Genomic DNA, 25,369 nt, shown 5'->3' with positions numbered 1-25,369 from the left:
TTAGTTTTTGTTGGTTAAAATAGGTAAATAAAGATCGAATTCAGAACCTTTTCCAGTTTCTCCAGTACAAGTTATATAACCAGAATGAAGATCCATTATTTTTTTGCACAGTGCCAGACCAATTCCCGTGCCTTCATACTCTTCTTTTGTATGCAGCCTGAAAAAAGGATCGAACAATCGTGATCTAGAAGCTTCAGGGAATCCTATCCCGTTATCTTCAACAGAAATACGCATAAAATTGCCTTTAGCACCAGATGAGAATATAGAAGGGAGTGGGGTTATAGATGCTGAAATTTTTACAACAGGTATGTCGGACTCTTTACTATACTTAAGCGAGTTTGATATAAGATTAATAAAAACCTGACGCATTAAAGCGGGAATAGTTTTTATAGCCGCAATTTCGCCTACGTTTATAACAGCTTTCTTGCTAAGGATTTGATCATCGATTTCCTCGCACGCATCTCGAATCAGCTGAGCTATATCAGTTACTATAAAATCTCCTTGGTTCGCACTGCTGACTTTTGAATACATAAGCAGATCATCAATAAGATGCTGCATTCTTCCTGCACTAACAAGAATACGTTGCATATGTCCTGCTGACTCCTCAGAGAGAACATTATTTTTATTTTTTAAAATCATCCCCGAAAAAATACTGATTTTTCGTAAAGGCTCCTGAAGGTCGTGACTGGCAACCGCCGTAAAAGAGGCTAACTGTTTATTTTTGTCTTCCAGATCATTATTTGTAAGTGCAAGAATTTTATTGGTATGAAGAAGGTCTGTAATATCTTCAAAAGCAAGCAATGCATAAGGCTCTGTAAGCTTATTATTATTGATAGGCCTTACATTCATCATCATTGTTTTTGCAAGGTCACTGTTTATATTAATACGAACTTCTACATTGTCCAACTTTAAACCTTTAGAAATAGAAAGTTCAATTTGCGTGCGAGCATCTGCCAGATTTCCTGAGCCTAATAAAGTATCAAATATAATTCTGCCTTCTATAAACTCCGCACTAGTCGAAAAATGACTGTAGAAAGAGGCATTTGCACTTTTAATACGCAGTTCATTATTAATTATAACCAATGGTTCTCTAATATTCTCAATAACAGATTCTGCATATAGACGCGACAAAACCAGCTGCTCTTGTCTGTCTACCAATTCTTCGTTCATGGCAAGCAGCTCTTCATTGTTTGACTGAAGCTGTTCGGCTGAGGTTTCCAATTCCTCATTCAAAGTCTGAAGTTCTTCACTAGTACTTAAGAGTTCCTCATTGGCACTCTGCAGTTCTTCGTTGGCTAATTCCTGATCATCATTCACTTTTTTGATGTCTTCGCGCAGCTGTTCAATTTCTTTTTCGAGTGCATTGATTCTTTTCTCGGCTTTTCCTTTAATTCCTTCACTGTCTAGTTCTTCACCAATTATTTTAGCGCTTTTGCGGAACAGAATCAGATAGTGTGTTTCTTCTAGATTGTCGTTTAAAGGGACTACTTCAATATCGGCTAGATATTTTCTGCCTTTTAAAGGTATTGCCAATTTTAAAGATTTTAGCTGTGTTTTACGGGCGTCTAAGAGCGCAGAACGAACTTCGAATGCAAGACCCTCGCGAACCATTTCTAAAATATTAAAGTTAGGTTTTCCTTGAGGTGGCAGTAAAAACGGACCTGTATCTCCATGAAAGTAAATAATTTCTTTTTTTTCATTAACTATTACTCCTGCTGGTGTATAATTATTGTATAAAAGATTTTTTGCTGCTTCCTGAAAGTTAGGTAGTGAAAGGTCTTTCTTAACTGTTTTTGCCTTCGTAATGGTTCCAAAATCAATTTTTTCTCTAGAAATTGGAATTTTGGAATAAGCACTATTCACGCGACTGAAAATTTTAAGGTTTTTAGCCATGGGTTCAAACAACCCTGGAGTATAATTTGTAGATTCTGATTTACCGAGCAGGAGTATACCTGTAGGCAAAAGACCGTAGTGGAAAGTTTTGAATGCCTTTTTTTGAAGATAAGAATCCAAGTATATCAGCGCATTTCTGCAGGATACAAGATCTAATTTTGCAAAGGGTGGATCTTTAACGAAATTGTGCGACGCGAAAATGCAGAGATCTCTAATCTCTTTATTGATATGGTACGAACTTTCAATTTTTGTAAAGTATTTTGAAAGTCGGTCTTCAGATATACGATGTATTTCACTGCGAGAGTAAATACCAGCTCGAGCCTTAGATATTGCTCGTTCAGATATATCAGAAGCAAAAATCTGAATTTTTAATGTTATATGTTTTGATGAGAGAAATTCTTGCAGAGAAATTGCAATCGAATAAGCTTCTTGACCTGTAGAACATCCCGCAACCCAAATTCTTAAAGGATCGTTATTTTTCTTGTTTTCAATTATTTTAGGAAAAACAACCTTGGGAAGCATCTCAAAAATTTTTGAATCCCGAAAAAAGTCCGTAACAGGTATCAGCAGGTCATTAAAAAGCAAATCAATCTCGATAGGATTACTTCTCAGAAAATCTAAATACAGACGAGAACTGTTTATTTTTGCTATAACCATTCTACGAGCTATTCTCCTTCGTATTGTTGGTTGTCTGTAATTCGAAAAATCGTTGCCAGTTTTTTGTCTTAAAAGGTTTAGTATAGAAATGTAAATTTCATCATCGCCTTTAAGTATGTGTTTTTCTTTTTCGTTGCTCAATGAATTGTCAGCCTCAAATATAGATTCTAATAGAAGTAGTTGAGAAGCAATATCATCTGCCTCCAATACAAAATCAGCAGATTCATAAAGAGCTTCGTTATAATTTGTATCATTCCCATTGCCACTTTTTGATACAGTCGCTAATGCCGTTCCGCCCTGTTCTTTTATGTAATTTAATCCCATAAGGCCATCCGTTTGATCGTCGGATATTAAAATTGCACGAGAGAGTTCTTTGCATGCCAGTGCCAGCGACACAAAAAAGTGATCCAAAGCAGATAAAGAATCAATACGCTCACGTCGGTTTGTGATGCTTAATGTGCCGTTGTTGTGTAATAAAGTCTGGTTAGACTCTAAAATGTTTATAGTATTAGGTTCTAATAAGCTGTCTGTTTGGAGAATCTTAATTTTTAATTTGGAGTTTTTAGAAAGCTCTTCAACTAGTTTTAAATCAGGTATATTCTGATTCTCCAAATAAAGTATAAAAGACATGCCGCTATCATTGGTAAGGCTTTTTATAACTGCTCTAACCTCGTCAAGGTTGTTTTTAGATGATGCAATGCCTACTACTGGTAGAGTGCGTTCTCGAAAGTCAAAAATTTTGTCAGCGATCTTGTCCATATTGTAAAGATAACTATTGAGTATTCAGCATCAAAGATAAATTAACACTAAATTTCGAAATTCCACATAGTTTGCTTTAGAACTATCTTGACGACGATTTTTAATTTAAAGTATAGCTTTCACGGTACGAAAAACATTTTTTTTAAATGAAGAAGACCTTAAAGCCAAACAGATTATAACCTACTTTTTTTAAAGAACAAAAATAAAATTGTTTTTACTTTATCTTCAAGAGAAAAGCGAAGTGAAGAAAAAGCTTTAGTAATCTGCGCTTCAACGGTTTTTATAGAAACATCCAAATGTTCTGCAATTTCGATATTGGTTAAGCCTTCTTTTTTGCTTAGAATAAAAACCTCTTTGCATTTTGGCGGTAAATTTTGAATCTCTTTATTTACAGCATTCAGAACTCTTTCAAAAGATTCTGGATCTTCTTCCTGAACAATTCCGTTTAGTGCATCATAATATGATTTTTCTAGAGAAAACAAAGACTGATTTTTTCTGTACAAATCGATAAACTCATTATAAACCAGTTTGTAAAGAAAGCTTTTTAAAGAATGGTCTGTTTTTAATCTTGTGCGCTGTTCCCAGACTTTAATAAAAACATTTTGAACAATATCTTCGGCATTATAAATATTCTTAACCAGACTGTTAGCATATACGCAAAGTTTATGATGATACGTGTCTATAAGATACGTGTAAGCGCTTTCATCTCCATTTCTGAGAGACTCAATTAGAATAGTATTATCGCTGTAATCATCAACCTTCATAAAAACAAATATATAAATTAATACTTTTTTAAGTCAAAAAGTGAACTGAATTTGCTCAAAATGACTTCATTTTTGCCTTTCTATTTGAAAATTAGTACAAATAAAAAAGCAATAAAAATGCAAATATAAATCATTTACTTTTTAATATCTATCAAATTAGTCGAGTTTTGTTGAAAGAAAACACTTGTGAAAAATTAAAAATTCATCAAAATGAAAAAAACTTTATCAAATTGTTAGGGTTTTGTTTTTTAGCTTCGTAATAATATTAAAAACGACTAAAATGACAGTAAAAAAGTCAGAGCGACTAATTGTTAAATTTATCACAAATCAGGCTTCTCAAGAAGAGATTGAGCAGTTAACGGAGTGGTTAAAAGAAGAAGAGAATCAGCTCGTATTTAAGGATTTTGTAAAAACAAATTATGCCATTGATACTGCTTTGAACACTTTTGATTCAACAGAAGTTAGAAAACAGCTTTCAGAAAGAATTATGAAAGAAAATAATGTTTTTTATAAAAGAAGATTTTCATCGTATTATAAATATGCCGCGATTTTGGTTGTGGCTTTGGGTGGATTTTATTTCTATAAAAATTCTGCTGCTGAAGAAGTTAAACAAAACGTTATTATTCCGAGGGTTGACGAAATTGTTTTACAATTAGGTAACGGATCATCTGAAACGATTGATGTTTCTGGAGAAAAAATGGTAACCGATAAAAACGGAAATATTATTGCAAAACAAGACAAAAATAAATTGGTTTATACCAAGGCTTTTACGGAAGGAGAATTGGTTTACAGTACGTTGAAAATTCCGTATGGGAAAAAATTTGATGTTCAGCTATCAGACGGAACTTTGGTGCATTTAAATTCTGGAACCTCTTTTAAGTATCCCGTGCAATTTGTCAAAAACAAAAGCAGAGAAGTATTTTTAAGGGGAGAAGCCTATTTTGAAGTCAGTAAAGATAAAAACCATCCATTTAGAGTAAATGCGCAGGAGGTCAATGTTGAGGTTTTAGGAACCAAATTTAATGTAGACTCGTATACTACTAATAGCACTACTGATATTGTGTTGGTTGAAGGAAAAGTTTCGCTTTATAAAAATCAGAAAACCAGTCAAAATCAGGTTTATTTAACGCCAGGCTTTAAAGGTTCGAGTTTAAAAGGTCAGAGCGATATCAAAATCGAACAGGTTAATACGGATTATTATACGGATTGGGTAAAGGGAAGTCTGGTTTTTAAAAATGCTTCTTTTGATGAAATTATCAAAAAATTGGAACGCCAATACAATGTGACTTTCATTAATAGAAATAAAACCTTAGGAAGAGAAATTTTCAACGCCCGTTTTGATAATGAACCAATTGAAGTGGTTCTAAAATATTTCAGCGACAGCTACGCCATTGATTATACTATTGACCGAGATAAGATAACTATTAAATAGAGTTAAGAGTTAAGGGTTAAGAGTTAAGAGTTAGGGGGTAAGAATTAAGAAATCAATTATCACACACAGAAAAAATCTAAAATCTAAAATCTAAAATAAAAAAAAGCCTATGTAACAAAAATCCAAAATGAAGGATCGTTATAAAAAAACCGGAAAATGCGCCAACATTTCCCGGTAGAGTATGCGGTCAGTTAATTAACCAACCAACATTAAAAAAACATTTAAAAGTATGAAAAAACTCTTGAACAGAATCAGGTTTGATAAGCCTTTTTTGAAATTTGATTTGAAAATGAAATTGACCACATTATTTCTGCTAACTGCCTTAACAGTAATGCACGCCGGAACCACTTATTCTCAAAAAAACAAGATTTCTTTTAATGCCAGCAATATGACCGTTGCAAAAGTGATTGAAAGATTGGAATATACTACAGATTATAGATTTGTCTATAATATACGATCTGTAGATTTAAACAGAGTAATCGACGTAAATGCATACGAAACTTCAATAGAAGTTATTTTAAATAGAATTTTTAATAATACCAGTACCGATTTTAAAGTATCTGGAAACCATATTATTTTGACTCCTAAAAAAGTCTCTGCCGATAAACCAGCGGAAGAGAAAAAACCTGTTGCCGATTTTATCGTAAAAGGTAGAGTTACCGACGAAAAAGGTATGCCTTTGGTAGGAGCAGCGATTTCTGATAATGGTTCAGGAAGAGGCGTTCAGACCGATTTTAATGGAGATTATCAGATTATTGCGGTAAGCAGCGAAACCACTTTGGCTTTTGCTTATTTAGGATATGTAAGACAGGAAATTAAAGTTGAAGGAAGAAGTGTTATCAACGTAGTGCTGAAAGAAGATGTGCTAGAATTAGAAGGTCTGGTTCTGAAAACAGGATATCAAGATATTACTGCAGAAAAAGCAACAGGATCTTTCTCGAACTTAAAATCTAAAGATTTTCAGGAACAGCGTTTGAGTAGTTTGGACAAAATTTTAGAAGGACGGATTGTTGGTTATCAAGACGGAAAAATTCGTGGAACAACATCTATGAATGCTAATGCTACAGCTCCGTTATATGTTATTGACGGTTTTCCTGTTGAAAATACTAGATTAACTCCTTATTCAAATATCGAAGAAAATCTTCCTAGCTTAAACTTAGAAGATATTGAGACGATTACGGTTTTAAAAGATGCGGCGGCTTCTTCAATTTATGGTGCTCGTGCAGCAAATGGAGTTATTGTAATTACAACAAAAAAAGCAAAAGCAGGAAAAACAAATATTTCTTTTTCAAGTAATTTAACGGTTACTCCTTACAGAAATTACACAGGAAACCTTACTAATTCTGCTGATATTATTGGTTTAGAAAAAGGATGGGCAGACGGAAATCCTAACTTGAAAACTCCTAATGCGACTACTTATGCACAATCTTTATTGAATAATGCAGTATTTCAAAGTTTAGGAATGCAGACTATTTTAAATGGATATGCAGGAAACATTTCTCAAACAGATATGAACAATAGTTTAAATCAACTGGGAGCTCAAGGTTACAAATACTACGATGATGTAGCCAAATATGCCAAACGCGATCAGTATTTTATGCAGCACAATCTTAGTTTAGGCAAAGCGAGCGAAAGCAATACTTTTAATGCTTCGATCACTTACAAAGACAATCAGTTGGAAGATATGTATTCTGAAAATCAAACGATTGGGATTAATTTGAAAAACTCAACTCAAATTAATAGCTGGCTGTCTTTAGATTTAGGAACTTATTTAAATTACGGAATAGGAGATACGCAGTATTATATGCCTATTAACTCAGCTAGTATTTCTGATAATCCGGGTTATAAATGGCAACCATACAACCAATTGGTAAATAATGATGGAACTAATTTTGTTTCTACTGCCGCCCCTCGCTACAATGATTTCACGCTTAATTCTATGCAAACTTATGGTTTGTATAACATGGATATTACGCCAATGGAAGAGTTGAGAAGAAACTTAACCGAAAACAAAAATTTCTTAAACAGAACTTTTGCCAAGTTTAATGTCAAATTCAGTAATGCTTTTACTTATAATGCGATGTTTCAATATGAGTTTGCTTCAGATCGCGCAAGCCAATTATTTGACAGAAACTCGTACTATGTAAGAAATAAAGTAAATGGCTTGGTGACAATTGATAATAACAAAGCGGTTTTTAACTTGCCTTATGGAGATATTATTAAAGAAACCAATCAGTTTTCTAATGCATATAATTTCCGTCAGCAGTTAAATTTCAATCAAACTTTTGCAGAAAAGCATGATTTTTCTGCTATCGCGGGTATGGAAATCCGTCATTCCAAACAAGAATATAGTAATAACACGCGCTATGGTTACGATGCGCAAGCCTTAACTTTTACTGCAATAAATCAAGCCGATTTATTAAAAGTATATGGATCTGTTTTTGGTGGATACATGTCACAAGACAACGACTTTGGATTACAAAAAGAATTACAAAATCGTTATGTTTCAATATACTCAACAGGTGGTTACACATACGATAAAAGATATACACTTTCTGGAAGTGTGCGCTGGGATCGTTCTAATCTTTGGGGAACAGATAGCAAATACCAAAACAAACCAATCTGGTCTGTAGGTGCGGGTTGGAATATTAACAATGAATCTTTTTTTGATGTTGCTTGGGTTGATGCTCTTAAATTGCGTGGTTCTTATGGTATTGCAGGAAACATTGCTAAAGATTCTGCTCCTTATTTAACCGCTTTTTATTATGCCAATCCAAATGTTGGAGGAACTTATGGAAGTGTTGGTAAAAGACCAAATCCAGAATTGTCTTGGGAAAAAACAACAACAACAAATATTGGTTTAGACTTTTCATTCTTTAAAAGCAGATTAAGCGGAACCCTAGATTTATATAACAAAAAAGGTCAGGATTTGTTAGCGACCAGTCAAGGGATTCCAACAGAAGGATTCGGATATTCTTCTTACACGCTTAATAACGGAGAAATGACCAACAAAGGTATCGAAGCGACTTTAAGAGGAACCATCGTAAAAACGCCTTCATTCGCTTGGGATGCATCTGTTTTATATGCCTATAATAAAAACACAGTAGATTTTGTAAATGTAAAAGCTCCTGTATACTATTTACAATTAGATTACCCACAAGCTTATCCTAGAATTGGAACAAGTTTTAACGCCATTTACGGTTACCAATGGGCTGGCTTGAGCGATACAGGAGTGCCTCAGGTTTACGATGCTTCGGGTACAGCGGTAAAATACAATCCAGGAGAATTAGAAGCCATCAAAGATTATGGCTCAACAGTTCCTACGCACAGTGGTTCTTTCCATACTTCTGTCAATTACAAAAACTTCTCACTTTCGGCTCTTTTAATTTATGAGTTAGGACATAAAGTGAGAAACACATTCCTACCGATGTTGAGTAATAATTACAATGGCGCGCTTGGTGGTTATGTAACTGATATTTCGGTGGTAAACAATCGTATTGCAGATCGTTGGATGCAGCCAGGAGACGAAGCTTTTACCAATGTTCCAAGAGCGGTTTACGAATATGAATCAGAATTTAATTCAGAATCTCGTACCATTTATTCTTATGCAGATATAAATATTTTGGATGCGTCAAATCTACGATTAAGTAACATTTCGTTAGCGTATCAAATGCCAAAAGACATTATTAAAAGAGTAAAATTAGACGGCGTACGTTTCAATTTGAACGCAGAGAACGTATACACTTTTGCCAAAAGTAGAGATGCTAAATACATGTTGGGCGGTTTCATATCTCCAAGTTTTGTTATGGGCGTAAATGTTAATTTCTAATTTTTAAAGACTAGACGATGAAAAATATATATAAAAAAGTAGCGTGCTTATTGGCTTTAGGATTGACTTTGGCATCTTGCGAAGACTATTTGAACGATGTGCCAAAAGGAGCAAAATCGCCAGAAACATTAGCAGATTATGAAGCTTTTTTGCGCGATGAATACAACACAAGATTGGATATTCTAGGAGCTACACACGTACTAAATGACCAATTTGTAACTGCCGCTTCATTAACAAGCAATAGATTGTATAATGCCAACTATATGTGGGACGAAAATGCAGATCGTATTGCAATAAAGGTATCAGACGAATCGTATTATTATACAGCTTATAGCGGAATTTCAGCTTTTAATTTAATTATTGAAAATGCGCTTTCGACAACTCAAGCGACTGAGCAAGAACAGAGACTGGTTTGGGCACAAGCAAAAATAATGCGTGCCATGAACTTTTTTTATGTGACTAATTTTTATGCAGATACTTATGTTGCTTCTACAGCTTCTACAAAATTATCAGTTCCGTTGATTACCAGCGCTGATATTAACGCGCCTAGTAAACAAGTAACCATTCAGGAAATGTATGATTTTATCCTGAATGATGTCAAAGAAGCTTTACCGTATTTGCCAAAGGTTTCTCAAACCGCTTTGCATCCAAATTTAGGAGCAGGTTACGCTTTTTATTCAAGAGTTTATCTACAAATGAGTAACTACACAGAAGCTCTAAAATATGCCGATTTGGCATTGGCAGAAAATAATAAGCTCTTTGATTGGGTAGCTTTTTACGAAGCCAATAAAAGTATTATAGATGTGCCAAATTCCTATACAACTTCAGTATCGCCAATGGGCTATAATTATACCGAAAACTATTTTTTTAGACATGGTTCAAGTCGTTCGTTAGGAAGAGAACCAAGCATACCAGTAGAAAGAGCAGCACGTTTTGAAACTGGAGATGCACGTTTAAAATCTCGTTGGAAAATAAGAACCGTAGGTGCTGATACGTATTACTATTCGATATTGTCAGGAATGTACAATTTTGGCGGACTTACAACTGTTGAGGTTTATTTAATTAAAGCCGAGTGTTTGGCACGTGATAATAAAATCAGTGAAGCATTAGCAATTTTAAATGCAATTCGTAAAACGCGTATTCTTCCAGCTTCTTATCAGGACATCGCAACTACAGATAAAGCAACGGCTTTAAAAGCGATTTACAGAACCAAAAGCAATGAACTTATTAATACGTTGATTCCTTATGCAGATGCACGCCGTTTAAATGCGGAAGGTCTCTATCCAGTTAGTTTCACAAAAACAGCAAACGGAACTACATATACTTTAAAATCAGATTCTCATTTATGGACATCGCCTTTCCCGCAAGGAGCAACGAAAAATCCAGGAAATGGAACAATAACACAAAACGTAGAAAAATAATAACTTAAAAAGCTTCCTGGTTAGGAATCTCGAAAGGGAAGCTTTTCTAAAAATAGCAATCAAAAATGAAAGCAATTCAAAATAAAATAGTAGGATTATGCATCTGCTTGTTTATGGTTTCGATAAACATTCAAGCACAAAAGAAAAAAACGGCACCAGCTCAATCTTCTTCTTATACTCTTGAAGGAAATATTACTGGTTTAACCGACGGAACAGCTGTAAAATTGATTCCGGGCGCCACACATTCATCTGAACTGCCAGTTGCTGAAACGGCATTAAAAGACGGGAAATTTACTTTTGAAGGAAAATTAAAGGAACCTCGTTTTTTCTATGTTGTCTTTGGTAAAAACAAAGGAAATATTTCTGTAATGGTCGAAAATTCAAAAATAAAAATTACAGCGACTGGATCAGTTTCAGATAATGAAGGAGAATGGATTTCATTTAAAAATGTAGTAATTGCGGGATCAAAATCTCATGATTATTATTTGAAGCAAACTGCTTTTAAAGAAGAATTGAATAATGATTATGCCGAATATCATAAAGGGACTGAAGAATTAGGCAAATTGTATTCAGATGCTAGAGTTGCTGGAAATAAAAAAGTAATGGATTCAATTGCAAATACTCCAGAATGGAAAGCTTTTGAAGTAAAAGAAAAAGCTTTTTTCGCTAAAGTAGAAAAAACAACATTAGATCTTATTGCCAAACATAAAACAAACTGGTGGGGGCCATTTTTTATGATAACGCAATACAGCTATTTTACTCCAGAACAAAAACCGATTTACGAGCAATTTTCTCCAGCAGCAAAACAAAGCTATTATGGTCAGGTTGTGGATAAAGATTTGAATCCAAAATCATTAATCGGAACAAGCATTGCCAATTTTGGATTAAAAGATAAAGACGGAAAAACATTAAATGCAAAAGATATTGTTGCAGGAAAAAAATACATTTTAGTAGATTTTTGGGCTTCGTGGTGCGCGCCTTGCCGAAAAGAAATTCCGAATTTAAAAACAGCTTACACAGAATATTCAAATAAAGGATTTGAAATCTTAAGTATTTCGATTGATAGTGACGAAAAAGCGTGGCAAAAAGCACTAGGTCAAGAAAATATGCAATGGCCAAATTTATATGATGATGATAAAGTAAGCAAAGCATTCAATGTAAAAACCATTCCAGCAACTTATTTAGTGGATAGTAAAGGTGTAATTATCGGAGACAATTTAAGAGGTGCAGAATTGGACGCGAAATTGAAAGAACTTATGAAATCTTAAGAATTTTAGTGGTCAATTTATAGTGGTCAGTGGTCAGTTTTTTTGTGTTCAGTTACAATATAACTTGACCTATAATCTTGAAACACATAGAGAAATAGTTTTTGTAGTTCAAAAATAAAAAGATCTAAAAAGAGAAAATTATTTCTACACATAGAAAGCTATGTTTATTCTAATAAGTGAAACGCCTTTGATGGCCCTATAAAATCTATGATTCTATGTGTTTAAATAAAAAATATCGCAATAAACAAACAAAAAAATATAACATGAAAAGTAAAGTTTTAAAATCGAGCCTATTCGCTTTAGCGATCGCGACAGCGCTTACTTCTTGCGCTAAAAATGAAGGCTACACAATCAATGGTAAAATTGCCGGATTAGATAAAGGCATGGTTTATCTAGAATATGCAGACGAAAAAGGAGATAAAAAAATTATCGATTCTGCTGAGGTAAAAGAAGGTGCATTTTCTTTTACTGGAAAAACGGGAGAGCCTTTATTTCATACAATAAAAATTAAAGGGCAGGAATACGGAGCGTATTTTCTTTTAGATAATGAAGACATAACACTTGAGGCAAAAAAAGATTCTGTTTTTAATGCAAAGGTAACAGGAGCTACACAAAACGGATTCTACAAATCGTACTACGATAACGAATTCAAAAAAATACAAGCTATTGCTGGTCCGATTTACAAATTATCTGATTCATTGACACAAGGCGGAAAAGTAAAACTGACTGCAGAACAGCAAGCGATGATGGATAAAAAATGGAAAGATTTGGGCGCTTTCGCGGATGATCTAACAGACAAATTCATTAGAAAAAATAAAGATAATTTAGGAGGAGCTTTGGTAATTGAAGACCGAATTGTGTCTTACGGAACTCCTGAAAAAGTAAAAGAATATTACGGAATCTTATCTCCAGAAATGCAAAAATCTTTTTACGGAAAAAAATTAAAAGCGTCTATTGATCTTAACGAAAAAACAGCGATTGGTGTTGCTGCTCCTGAATTTTCTCAAACGGATATTAACGGAAAAGTCGTGAAATTATCAGATTACAAAGGAAAATATGTTTTAGTAGATTTTTGGGCTTCTTGGTGCGGTCCATGCCGAAAAGAAAATCCAAACGTAGTTTTAGCTTACAAAACGTATCATGACAAAGGGTTTGATGTTTTGGGAGTTTCTCTAGACGACAAAAAGAAACTTTGGGAAAAAGCAATCGAAAAAGACGGCTTAACTTGGACACATGTTTCTGATTTAAAAGGATGGCAGAATGAAGCTGCTGTTTTGTACGGTGTAAAAATGGTTCCAACGAACTACTTAATCGGACCTGACGGGAAAATCGTAGCTAAAAACCTTAGAGAAGCTGAATTGCAATCTAAATTGAAAGAAATTTTTAGCAAATCGTAAATAGTTAAGTATTCAGTGATCAGTTTTTTAGTGTTCAGTCCGATACCGAATTGTAACTGAACACTAAAGACCTGAACACTGAACACTAGATACAGAACACTCCAATAAAAACTTCAAAAAAATGAAAAAATACATCTTTCTGGGCTATTGCTCACTAGCATTCTGCGCCCTTATGTCAGCGCAAGGCAAATCGGTTAACTTCAAGAAAGTTAAAGAATTAGGCGGAATTGAAGAATATTTATACCAGCCAAACGGAATGAATGTTTTGCTTTTGCAAGACAATGCTTCGCCTGTTGCAACTGTACAAATTGTATATCGAGTAGGCTCTAAACATGAAGTTTTAGGAAACACTGGATCGACACACCTTTTAGAACATTTAATGTTTAAAGGAACGCCAACTTTCAACAAGAAAAACGGAAATACCATTACTGATGTTCTCCAAAATACTGGAGCACAATTAAATGCGACAACTTGGTACGATAGAACCAATTATTTTGAAACTTTGCCAAGTGATAAAATTGAATTGGCGCTTCAAATTGAAGCCGACAGAATGCGAAATTCTTTATTGTTGAAAGAAGATAAAGAAGCAGAAATGACGGTGGTTCGCAACGAATTTGAGCGTGGAGAAAACAATCCGAATAGTTTATTAGACAAAGAAATCTGGGCTTCGGCTTATATCGCGCATCCATACCATCATTCTACAATTGGTTGGAAATCGGATATCGAAAAAGCGCCGATTGAAGTATTGAAAAACTTTTACAATACCTATTACTGGCCAGATAATGCTACTTTAACGATTATCGGAGATTTCAAAAAAGATAATGTTTTTGAATTGATCGAAAAGTACTTCGGAAAAATCACAAAAGCACCAAACGTAATGCCTCAGCCTTACACAGAAGAGCCTGAACAATACGGTGCTCGCAAAATTGTCGTAAAAAAACCAGGAGAATTAGGCGTTGTAAACAAAGCATATAAAATTCCGGGAGCATTACATGAAGATCTTCCTGCACTGAATATTTTAGGGGAGATTATTGGCGTTGGACCTTCAGCAATTTTAAATAAAACTTTCGTAGACACGCGTTTAGGAATTTATTCTTATGCAAATGCAACGAACTTTAAAGAAGTTGGACTTTTCACGATTGGCGTTGGTTTCCCAACCACTTCTAAACACGAAGATATCGATGCTAAAATTAGCGAAGTCGTAGCTAAAATTCAGAAAGAAGGTGTAACTCAAGATGAGGTAAATAGAGTTGTAGCAAAAATCAGCGCACAAACTATTTTAGCACGTGATGGTTCTGGAGTTATTGCATCAGAACTAAACGAAGCCATCGCTTCTGGAGATTGGACAGATTACGTTACAGGAGTTGACCGATTGAAAAAAGTAACTCCAGCAGATGTTTTGCGTGTAGCCAATAAATATTTGGTTGAAGACCAAAGCACAACAGGATATTTTGTTCCGAAACAATCTGGAAATCAAAATAATGATTCAGCTAAAGCGAATAATTATATGCCAGAAAATGGTCCGTTTTATTACAGACATTCAGAGGAAGGTCATATGCATGAAGAGACATCATCAGTTCCAAACTCAATTAAAAATACCGTAGAAGAAATAACTGCTGAGGAAATTCTAATCGAAAAATCAGCTTCTGCTTTCAAAAGAGAAAAAGTATCTGGAATTGATGTTGTTTCAGTTAAAACTTCAGCAAAAGATTTCGTTACCGTTGCCGCTAGCATTTCGTTAGGAAATTATGCCAGCGAAACTAAAAATGATATTATTCCAGCCTTAACCGCTTCGATGTTATCAAAAGGAACAACACTGAACGACAAATTTAAATTTTCAGAAAAACTGCAGAAATTAGGCGTTAATTTAAATGTAAATGCTTCTACATTCAAAGTAAATATTGGGTTTAAATGTCTGAAAAAAGATTTGGATCAAGTAATTGCTTTATTAGCAGAAGAATTGAGAAATCCGTTGTTTGATGCTAAAGAATTCGAAAATTTGAAACAGCAGTTTATTGGAAATACACAACAAGGTTTGAATGATCCAGGCGAGAGAGGAAGCATTGCTTTATCTCAGGCCATTTATCCAAAAGGAAATCCAAATTACAGTTTAAGCGTTGAAGACAATATTGCAAACATCAAAAACGCAACTTTGGATGAAGTAAAAGCTTTCCACAAAAAATATTTTGGAACAGCTTCTATGCGTCTCGTAATTGTAGGAGATACGGAGGGAGCAAATTTAAACGCCTCATTAAAAAAATCATTCAAAAACTGGAACGGAGGAGTTACTGAAAAACTGAAATTTGAAGAAGCGACAAAAGCTGCGGCAAAAACAGAATTAGTAACCATTCCTGAAAAACCAAGTGCAGAATTATTCATTGGGCAGTTTACAGGATTAAAAAGAGCCGATGCAGATTACATTCCGTTTTTTATTGGAAATTATACTTTAGGAGCAGGTTTTGCAGGACGTTTAATGCAGACTGTACGCGATAATGATGGTTTAACTTATAGTATTTCTTCTGGTTTAGGAGGAAATATAGAAACAGGCGGTTACTGGTTTGTAAACGCATCATTTAATCCAAGTTTATTTGAAAAAGGTTTAGATGCGACTATGGTTCAAGTTGATAAATGGGTAAAAGAAGGGATCACAGCATCTGAATTGGAAAACAAGAAAACCAACTTAATAGGAAGTTTTAAAGTAGGAATGTCTACCACAAACGGAATGGCGAGAACGATTTTAAGTTTTATCGAAAGAGGTTTAGAGCCAAGTTACATCGATCAGTATCCAAAAGATATCGAAAAAGCAACTTTACAGCAGGTAAACGACGCGATTAAGAAATACATTCAATTGGATAAAATGATTATTGTTAAATCGGGTTCGCTTGATAAAAACGGTGAGCCTTTGAAATAGTTTTTTTGCCACAGATTAAAGGATTTTTTTGATTAATCATTTTAATCTTATAATCTGTGGCAGATTATTTTACAGTAAGTACCCACAAAGGTTATAATCTAAAATCTAAAATCAACAATCTAAAATTTTTAATAGTCGTCTTTCATTATTTTCATTTTTAGAATCTGAATTAGTAAGCCAAATTCTGTGAAAGACCAAAAGAGCTGTTTTGCCGACAGCTCTTTTTTTCAACAAATCAAACCAAAAAACAAATGAGAAATACCATAATTGCAATTCTGTTATTGTTCTCGGTTTCCATGTTCGGACAAATGTATAATCCGGTAAAATGGTCGACAACTGTAGAAAAAATTTCAGATAAAGAATATATTTTAAAAGCCCAAGCCGTGATACAATCTGGCTGGCATTTGTACGGACAATATATAGAAGAAGGTGGCCCATCGCCAACAGCTTTTACTTTTAAGAATCAGCCGAAAAAATTCGAATTGATCGGAAAAACGAGCGAAGACAAGGGACACGAAACGGTCGATAAAATCTTCGACATGAAAATTAAATATTTTGAAGATAAAGCCGTTTTCACTCAAAAAATCAAATTCACTTCTGCCGATATTTCAAATATTGCTGCCGAAGTAGATTTTATGGTTTGCGATGACAGCAATTGTTTGCCGCCATCTACAGAAGAACTGACGTTTAAAATTCCGAGCGAAAAGAAATTGGCTTCCGCCGAAGAAACTCCGATTGTCAAAGAAGATTCTGTAATTACAGAAAAAACGGTTGCTGAGAAACAAGAAAAAAATTCAACAGAAATTACAGATTCGCCAAAGAAAACAGAATCGAGAGGATTGCTGACCATTTTTATTTTAGCTTTTTTATCTGGTTTTGCAGCTTTGTTGACACCTTGCGTTTTTCCGATGATTCCGATGACGGTAAGTTTTTTTACCAAACAAAGTAAAAGCAAAGCAGCAGGAATTAGAAATGCCATGATTTACGGATTTTCAATCGTGATTATTTACGTTTTATTGGGTTCAATCGTAACCGCAGTTTTTGGTGCCGATTCGCTAAACGCACTTTCAACAAATGTTTGGTTCAACTTAATTTTCTTTATCCTATTGGTCGTTTTTGCCTGTTCGTTTTTGGGAGCTTTCGAAATTGTTCTGCCAAGTTCATTAGCCAACAAAGTCGATTCGCAAGCCGATAGAGGAGGGTTAATTGGAATTTTCTTTATGGCATTAGCTTTAGCGATTGTATCATTTTCTTGTACAGGGCCAATTGTAGGAACGTTGTTAGTTGAAGCGGCTTCAAAAGGCGGAATCGCTCCGATTGTCGGAATGTTAGGATTTTCGATTGCCATTGCATTGCCGTTTTCATTATTTGCGGCTTTTCCAGGCTGGTTAAATGCACTGCCAAAATCGGGCGGATGGCTGAATACAGTAAAAGTAGTTTTAGGATTTTTAGAATTGGCTTTGGCTTTCAAATTTTTATCCAATGCCGATTTGGTTTTACAATTGCATTGGTTAGAAAGAGAAGTTTTTCTGGCGGTTTGGATTTCCGTTTTCGGAATGCTAGCTTTTTATTTATTCGGAAAAATTACATTGCCACATGATTCTCCGCTAAATCATATTTCGGTTGGAAGATTAGGTTTCGGATTAATTGTTTTAAGTTTTACGATCTATCTAATTCCAGGACTTTGGGGCGCGCCGTTAAAGTTAATCAGCGGATTTCCACCTCCAATGCATTACAGTGAATCTCCAAACGGACTCGGAGTTTCGGGTAATTCCGAATTAAAAATAACAGGTTCTTTACCAGAAGGCGCAGAACACGGTCCACAGAATATTATCACTTTCCATGATTACAACAAAGGAATGGAATATGCTAAAAAAGTAGGAAAACCAGTTTTATTAGATTTTACTGGATATGCCTGCGTAAATTGCCGAAAAATGGAAGAATTGGTTTGGTCAGATCCAAAAGTTTTGGGTGTTTTAAACAACGATGTGATTTTGATTTCACTTTATGTAGACGATAAAAAAGAGCTTCCAGAAAACGAACAATATGTTTCTGAAACAACTGGAAAGAAAATCAAAACTATTGGTAATAAATGGAGCGATTTACAAATTAAAACCTATAAAGCCAATGCACAGCCGTTTTACGTGATTGTTGATCATAAAAGTGCAAATTTAACTGAGCCGTCAGCTTATAATCCGAATATTGAAGAATATTATAGTTGGTTACAGAGTGGGGTTCAGAATTTTAAAAAGTAAAATTTTTTTTATGAAATTGTAATAGCTTTGAATATTGCCTTAAAAATAAAAAAACCTGCAAATCCTATAATTTGCAGGTTTTTTATTTTTCTAATACTATACAAAAAGTCCTAATATAAATATTGAACTTTTTGAGGAGAGTGCAAGATTTGAATCTAAATTCTGGAATGCTTGTGTATTCTGATTTATCCGTTTTTTAAAGCGTTAATGCTTGGTAATTCTAATAAAATTTTGTTTTTATTTTTAAAATATAAAGTGTTGGCTTTATAGTTTTTTTGCTTTTAAGACTTAATCCGCTTTGAGTGTAAAATAGGCAGCATTTTGTTCAAATGATTGTTTTGTCCTTAAAATTTAGATTTTTGTAATTAGTATAATAGCTTTGTAATTGTTAGATTTTTAATTTATTATTTGGATAATATTAATGTTTTTTAATTTTATTTAGTCTAAATAAAATATTTTTGCGAGATATAATAATTTTTATGAAGGAAAAATATCTTAGCATTAATGCCCAAAATTTTCCCGAGATATATGATTTGTATTGGGATGAATTGTTCTCCTTCTGCCGGCATCATTGCGGTGACGAAGAAGGAGCAAAAGAAATTGTACAGCTCATTTTTATTAGTATCTGGGAAAGACGTGATGAGCTGCAGATAGAGACTTCTATGAAAGGATATCTCTACGGTGCAGCCAAACTTAAAATTTTAGAGTATCATCGAAGGAAGGCTTCTAAGGCCAAGTTTGATGTTGTTTATTCCGCCGAATTGGATACAGTATCGAATAACACTGAAGAGCATATTTTACACAAAAATCTCTTTGAGGAACTCCAATCAGCGATTAATAGTCTTCCAGAACGCTGCCGGCAGGTTTATTTAATGAGCCGTGAACAGGGAATGGATAACCGGTTAATTGCCGCCACGCTCACCATTACTGAGAAAGCTGTTGAAGGCAATATGACCAGAGCGCTCAGACATATCCGAAATCATTTAAAAGTTTTCCGCACTTTATTTATTTTTTTTACTCCTCTATGTAGGGTTACGGATGACTTATGCAACTATATAATTATATGACAAAGCTCATGAAAGTCTTAATAACATCAAATTTATTAGAAAAGTATGCACGTAACGAATGTGATGCCGCTGAAAAAGCAATGGTTGAGCAATGGCTAAGTGTATCCGATTCTGACAGTGAGATTGTTTTATATCTGCAAAAGCCAGAGCTAAAAGAGCAGATGTGGAATGAAATTGCGTCTCAAACTATACATGCCAAATCCAAATTCCCTGTTAGAATTCTCTATGCAGTGGTTAGCACGGCAGCATGTGCTTTATTCGGAATTATAAGTGCGAATTACATTAGTCCAGAATCCTTCCGATCAGATATTTTGGTAAACAATATGAATGGCCAGGAGGTAAAGAAAATTAATATCGGCAGTCTTTCTTTTTTGGTTGAACCAGGAAGCCAATGCAATATTTCAACAGATTTTTTTGGAGAAGCGGCTAACATAGAATTTTGCGGGGCTGTTTCTGTTAGCAGTGATTCTGCTACAACGCAAGAATTTAACATTGGTACCGGCACTTCAAGCTGTGACGATACCTACCAAGATAAAGTAAAATTGCGAAAAGGACAAACCTATCTTGCAATGACAGATGATGAATATAATGTAATAACAGCAACTAATGATGAAATAGCAGAAGGTCTGCCAAGAGTGTTTAGCTCTAGACTGTCAAATAGATTTAATTTATAAACGCCTTTAAATATATAAGCAGAGCGATACTGCCATAATGGAGAAGTTATCGACTTAGATACAGATTATGCAATTTTACAGATTCTTTTTTTTGATTGTTTTTTTAGCGGTTTATGGAACTGCAGATGCTCAGAATAATGTTACAATAATTGGCTATGTTTTGGGAGAGGATAATCAGCCTTTGGATGGTGCGACAATCCGTATTCTGAATACTGGTAGTGTAGTGAAAACAAACGGCACGGGTCAATTTGCTTTTGAGAATATAACTTCAGGAAAATACCGATTGGCTGTATCAATGGATGGTTATCGAGAGGAAGAAATAGAAGTTAAGGCAGGAGAAAAGAAGAAAGAAGAAATCATAATCATATTAAAATCTGCTTTAGTGGCATTAAAATCTGTTGATTTAGTTGGAAAAACTATCGAAACAAAAGTGAAAGAACAGCCATTTGCAGTTTCAGTAATCAATGCCAAGAAACTTGCTGAGCGTGACGTAGATATGAACCGTTTACTAGACGGGACATCCGGAGTACGAGTGCAGGAAACAGGAGGCATGGGTTCAGATTTTAATTATTCGATAAACGGATTATCAGGTAAGGCAGTAAAAATATTTGTAGACGGTATTCCCATGGAGAATTTTGGTTCGTCATTCAGCATCAACAATTTTGCAATCAACACCATTGACAGAATCGAAATTTACAAAGGCGTTACTCCGGTTGCATTTGGAGGCGATGCGCTAGGCGGTTCTATTAATCTTGTGACTAAAACTCGATCTAAAAATTATCTTGATATATCACAAACGGCAGGTTCTTTTAATACGTATCGTACAGCATTATCGGCAAAGTGGCGTGGCAGCTCGGGTTTTACTGTGCAGACCAATTCTTTTTTCAATTATTCAGAGAATAATTACCCTGTCTGGGGGCCGGGAGTACAAGTTGCAGGAGAGGGAGGAAGACCCATTCCAGGAAATCCAAAATTTAAAAGATTTAATGACGATTACCGTTCATACACTTTAAGAGCCGATGTAGGATTTACCAATGTGAAATGGGCGGATGTTTTCTTATTAGGATTTACTTTATCCGATCAGGATCGAGGTATTCAAACAGGAACAACAATGGCTCACGTGTATGGTGATGTACGTTATCAGGAGAAATTTATAATGCCGTCTTTAAGATATTCAAAAAAGGGTTTTTTATTTTCTAATTTAAATGTTGATCTGTATGCCTCTATAAATGAATTAAGAGGAACCACAACAGATACCAGCTCCTATAAATATGACTGGTCGGGAAAAGTTATAGCTACTGCGGCAAACGGTGAAATGAATAGTTATAAAGCTTCAAAATCAATATATTCTTTTCAAGATGATACACAGCTGGTGCGAGCAAATTTCGCTTATCAGATTAAAAATAATCTGCAAATTAATCTGAATTATGTGTTTAGTGGCACTTCAAGAAAAGGTAACGATCCAATCGCAACGGCAGAATGGACTATTCCTTTGAGGTTTCCTCAGGATTTGAGCAAACATATTGCGGGTTTGTCTTACGAAGTTTCTCTTCTGGATAGGCGATGGACGAATATTTTCTTTGCTAAATATTTTGCCTATGATGCATCGGTGACTTCTTTCGATTATAATGGAGGAAGTGATAAAGAATTGTTCTATCAAAATACCAGCGATAATGTCTGGGCTTTTGGTTATGCATCGACTTTTCTGCTTCCGCGAAAATACAGTTTAAAATTTTCTTTAGAAAATGCTGCTAGACTTCCAGAAGCACTTGAAGTATTAGGAAATGGAAATACAATTCTAAATTCGCCAAATCTGCAACCTGAAAGAAGTTTAAATGTCAACGCTTCTATCCAAAAAAATATAGAAGGGAATTTTCAGAATCTGGATCTTGGTCTAAATCTGTTTTTTAGAAATACCGAAAATTTTATCTGGCTGGGAGAAGGTTACCAATTGGGAACTACCAAGTATGAAAATCTAGGAAAAACGCGAACAATTGGCTTTGAAGCTGAGGCAAACTATTCTAGAAAAAAAGGATTTGAAGCGTCTGTCAACTTTACGTATCAAGATATCAGAAATATGCAGCGTTTTGAAACAAACGGTGCTCCGAATCACGTGTACAAAGACCGCTTGCGCAACACGCCTTACATTATGGGAAATGCTGAAGTCCGTTTGTTTTTAGACGAGATGTTTCGCATAAAGCCCAAAGTTTCCTTTTTTGCCAGCACGCATTATGTACATCAGTATTATCTGGGTTGGCCGAGTCTGGGCAATCCGTCTCAGAAAATGTACATCCCGACACAATTTGTTCAGGATGCGGGGCTGGGCTATGCTTTTGGGCAAGGACGATATAGCGTAAATGCGTCCTGTCGAAATATACTAAACAAACAGGTTTATGATAACTTTTTACTGCAGAAACCGGGTAGGTTTTTCAGTCTGAAACTTAGATATTTTTTACAATAACCAACTAAATTTAAATGAAATGAAAATGAAATCATTTTTGCAAAAAGGACTATTTATTGCGGCATCGGCCTTTTTATTTTCTGCAGTTTTTACATCTTGCAGTTCAAAATCAGATGATCCAGAAATAGAACCAGAACCAAGCGCAGAACATTTTACTATTGCCAGCTGGACTCAGGACTTGCAGTATATTGCTTCTGCCTCTTCATTAACAGAAGGAAGCCTCAGTTTTAAAGGAAAAGGATTAGAGGCTAATGGTTCTCGTTATATCTGGCACAAACAATATGTTTATCTAATGAATCTTCCGCAGAAAAAATTCATTCAGTACGAAATGGGTAAAGACGGAAGTTTAAAAGAAAAAGCTTCAATTTTGACAGATGGTGTTGTACCAAATTACTTTCAGTCTTTAAATATTGTAGATGATAATACAATGCTGGTTCTAGGAGGACTTGACCTAAATAACGGTACGATCGGATGGGCAAGAATTAAGCTGAATGACTTTGTAATTGAAGCAAAAGGAACCATGACGGTACCTTATGATGCTGCAAAAGCAGGAGTTCAATTCTCAGTAGGTAAAGCATATGTTGATAATGGAAAACTAATTTTAGGAGGGTATTTCTATGACAACGAATCAAAGGGCTACATCGCAGACGGAGTTAAAGCTTTGGTTTACGATTATCCTGCAATGACTAATATGAAAGTGATCAGAACTACGGTAACTGATGCAGGTATTGGCTACGATTATTTACACTCATTAGATACAGATGAAGAAGGGAACCACTATTTTGTAGCAAGTGCTGGTAAATTTTGGACAGGTATGGGCGGAAAATCAGGAGTTGTCCGCATCAAAAAAGGTGAGGCAGATTTTGACAAAGATTATTTTGTCGATGTAACAACGCCACTTGGCAAACAAGCTTGTTTAATGGGAATAAATTACATGGGTAACGGAATTGCAATCGGAACCGTTCAATATGAAGAATTAATGACTTCTGTGAGAGACCGTTTAAAAAACGTTGGACAGTTGGTAAGAATTGATTTAAAGAATAAAACTGTTTCTTTAATTAATACACCTTTAAGTCCAGTTTCAATGGTTCGTTCACCACTAGTATATCAAGGAAAATACTATACAGCGATCTCGCCTGTAGATGACATTGCTTCAATTTATGAAGTAGATGCTGCTGGAGCGTTTAAAAAAGGTCTTACTCTAGATGGAGGAGGATCAGTGAGCGTGCAGTTAATTGCACCACATCCTACTAAATAAAAAGAATTTAATTTTTCAATAAACCAAAATAGTCAGAAGAGATTCTGACTATTTTTTGGTTTAACATCAAGCATTTTTTCCTGCAAATTTTGGCTATAAAATTATAACGACCGGATTATTTATATATGAGGAAGATTTTTAATAAAATACATTTGTGGCTTGGCCTGATATGCGGACTGGTTGTTTTTCTAAGTATGTTTGCTGCCAGTATTTTTGTTTGGGACGAAGAACTTTCGTTATGGTACCATAATGAAAAGTATTTTGTACCCGAGATTAAAAACAATGCTCTGCCGCTTGACACACTCGTATCTATTGTTAGGAAGAAACATCCTGAAGCCAATTATGTAGAAATAAAAAGCGATAAGCGTAGGAGCTATTGTTTTAGCAGTTATAAAGAAAATACCAAACCGCACTGGACCGCGGCCGGAGATTACGAAATATACAGCCTCTTTTTTATTGATCAGTATACAGGAAAAGAATTGGGAGAAGTAGATTTAAGATACGACTGGATTTTTAATCTCAGATTGCTTCACCAGAATTTATTATTGGCTTATGATATTGGACATTACATAGTAGGATTTTCAACCTTGTTTATTTTTGTTCTAGTTCTTACAGGTATTTATTTGTGGTGGCCCAAAAACAAAGCGGCTTTGAAGCAAAGAATGTGGTTTCGCTGGAAAAGAACAACAAGATGGAAACGTAAAAATTATGACATTCATAACATAGGCGGTATCTATACTTTCTTGTTTATATTAATTTTTGCTATCACAGGACTTGTCTGGACTTTTAATTGGTGGACTAATGGAATTTATATTATTTTAGGAAATGATCCGGACAAGGTATGGAGTAAGCCACCAGAAATTAGTATTGCAAATTCTGAAAGAGCAACTAATCCTTTTGAGTACATTGTACAGCATACAAAAGCAAATGTAACTGATTGGACAAATTTAGGCTTTTCAATTCCTGAAAAACTAGACCAAACTCCAATTCCGATAACCTCTTTTGTAAAGCACAAAGGAAACTCAGGATGGGATGAATCTGATAGTTATACGTATAACAGTCATTCTAAAGAAAACTATTTTACAGTAACGCATAAGGATAAAACACTTGGAGCAAAATGGCGAAATAGTAATTATGCTATTCACACAGGAAGTATTTACGGATTGCCAACTAAAATTTTAGCTTCTGTAGTTTCGTTGTTTTGTGCCTTTCTTCCCATAAGCGGTTTCTTAATTTGGTGGGGCAGAAACAAGAAGAAAAGTTTGGCAAAAGACAATTTGAAATCATAGAGAAAAGATATCAAACTCCCATATCGTAAAAATC

The 25,369-nt window shown here is 34.8% G+C and carries 14 protein-coding genes; 12 read left to right on the top strand and 2 right to left on the bottom strand.

The genetic code is table 11. From position 1 onward, the window contains the following. Both EG814_RS09580 and EG814_RS09575 read right to left on the bottom strand, forming a co-directional pair. The gene (locus EG814_RS09580; RefSeq protein ID WP_125721275.1) at positions 1–3,309 is read right to left on the bottom strand and encodes a CheR family methyltransferase; all 3,309 of its coding nucleotides are present in this window, start codon (positions 3,307–3,309) and stop codon (positions 1–3) included. A gap of 173 nt (positions 3,310–3,482) precedes the next feature. Continuing rightward, positions 3,483–4,073 carry an RNA polymerase sigma factor gene (locus EG814_RS09575; RefSeq protein WP_125721273.1) on the bottom strand — a complete coding sequence of 197 codons (591 nt, stop codon included), beginning with the start codon at positions 4,071–4,073 and terminating at the stop codon, positions 3,483–3,485. 280 nt (positions 4,074–4,353) lie between these two features. Between EG814_RS09575 and EG814_RS09570 the strand changes: the two genes are divergently transcribed. From EG814_RS09570 to EG814_RS09515, 12 genes are all read left to right on the top strand, one after another. Then, the gene (locus tag EG814_RS09570) at positions 4,354–5,505 is read left to right on the top strand and encodes a FecR family protein (protein ID WP_125721271.1); all 1,152 of its coding nucleotides are present in this window, start codon (positions 4,354–4,356) and stop codon (positions 5,503–5,505) included. 229 nt (positions 5,506–5,734) lie between these two features. Next, entirely contained in the window at positions 5,735–9,334 is a 3,600-nt protein-coding gene (locus EG814_RS09565) for a SusC/RagA family TonB-linked outer membrane protein (RefSeq protein ID WP_125721269.1), read from the top strand. A 17-nt stretch (positions 9,335–9,351) separates the two neighbouring features. Beyond that, the gene (locus EG814_RS09560) at positions 9,352–10,755 is read left to right on the top strand and encodes a RagB/SusD family nutrient uptake outer membrane protein (RefSeq protein ID WP_125721267.1); all 1,404 of its coding nucleotides are present in this window, start codon (positions 9,352–9,354) and stop codon (positions 10,753–10,755) included. Positions 10,756–10,820: 65 nt separating this feature from the next. Further along, a complete protein-coding gene (locus EG814_RS09555; protein WP_125721265.1) occupies positions 10,821–12,023 on the top strand; it encodes a TlpA disulfide reductase family protein in 1,203 nt (400 codons plus the stop codon). Between the two features lie 263 nt (positions 12,024–12,286). Beyond that, positions 12,287–13,420, top strand: a complete 1,134-nt coding sequence (locus EG814_RS09550) for a TlpA disulfide reductase family protein (RefSeq protein ID WP_164515304.1) — start codon at positions 12,287–12,289, stop codon at positions 13,418–13,420. 121 nt (positions 13,421–13,541) lie between these two features. Beyond that, positions 13,542–16,331, top strand: coding sequence for a M16 family metallopeptidase (locus tag EG814_RS09545; protein ID WP_125721261.1), 2,790 nt, complete (start codon positions 13,542–13,544; stop codon positions 16,329–16,331). Between the two features lie 251 nt (positions 16,332–16,582). Continuing rightward, positions 16,583–18,586 carry a protein-disulfide reductase DsbD family protein gene (locus EG814_RS09540; protein WP_125721259.1) on the top strand — a complete coding sequence of 668 codons (2,004 nt, stop codon included), beginning with the start codon at positions 16,583–16,585 and terminating at the stop codon, positions 18,584–18,586. Positions 18,587–19,065: 479 nt separating this feature from the next. After that, positions 19,066–19,653 (top strand): RNA polymerase sigma-70 factor, encoded by a 588-nt coding sequence (locus EG814_RS09535; protein ID WP_125721257.1) that lies wholly within the window; start codon positions 19,066–19,068, stop codon positions 19,651–19,653. After that, a complete protein-coding gene (locus EG814_RS09530; protein WP_125721255.1) occupies positions 19,650–20,327 on the top strand; it encodes a hypothetical protein in 678 nt (225 codons plus the stop codon). Before EG814_RS09535 ends, EG814_RS09530 begins: the two co-directional genes overlap by 4 nt. A 67-nt stretch (positions 20,328–20,394) precedes the next feature. After that, entirely contained in the window at positions 20,395–22,788 is a 2,394-nt protein-coding gene (locus tag EG814_RS09525; protein WP_125721253.1) for a TonB-dependent receptor, read from the top strand. A 25-nt stretch (positions 22,789–22,813) separates the two neighbouring features. Beyond that, entirely contained in the window at positions 22,814–24,046 is a 1,233-nt protein-coding gene (locus EG814_RS09520) for a DUF4374 domain-containing protein (RefSeq protein WP_235830948.1), read from the top strand. A 125-nt stretch (positions 24,047–24,171) separates the two neighbouring features. Beyond that, a complete protein-coding gene (locus EG814_RS09515) occupies positions 24,172–25,335 on the top strand; it encodes a PepSY-associated TM helix domain-containing protein (protein ID WP_125721249.1) in 1,164 nt (387 codons plus the stop codon). Positions 25,336–25,369: the final 34 nt, after the last annotated feature.

It is taken from the genome of Flavobacterium ustbae, from assembly GCF_003946915.1.
GTDB classification, from domain to species: domain Bacteria; phylum Bacteroidota; class Bacteroidia; order Flavobacteriales; family Flavobacteriaceae; genus Flavobacterium; species Flavobacterium ustbae.
The sequence above is the reverse complement of the archived record's forward strand: the minus strand, read 5'-3'. Positions and strand labels throughout refer to the sequence as shown.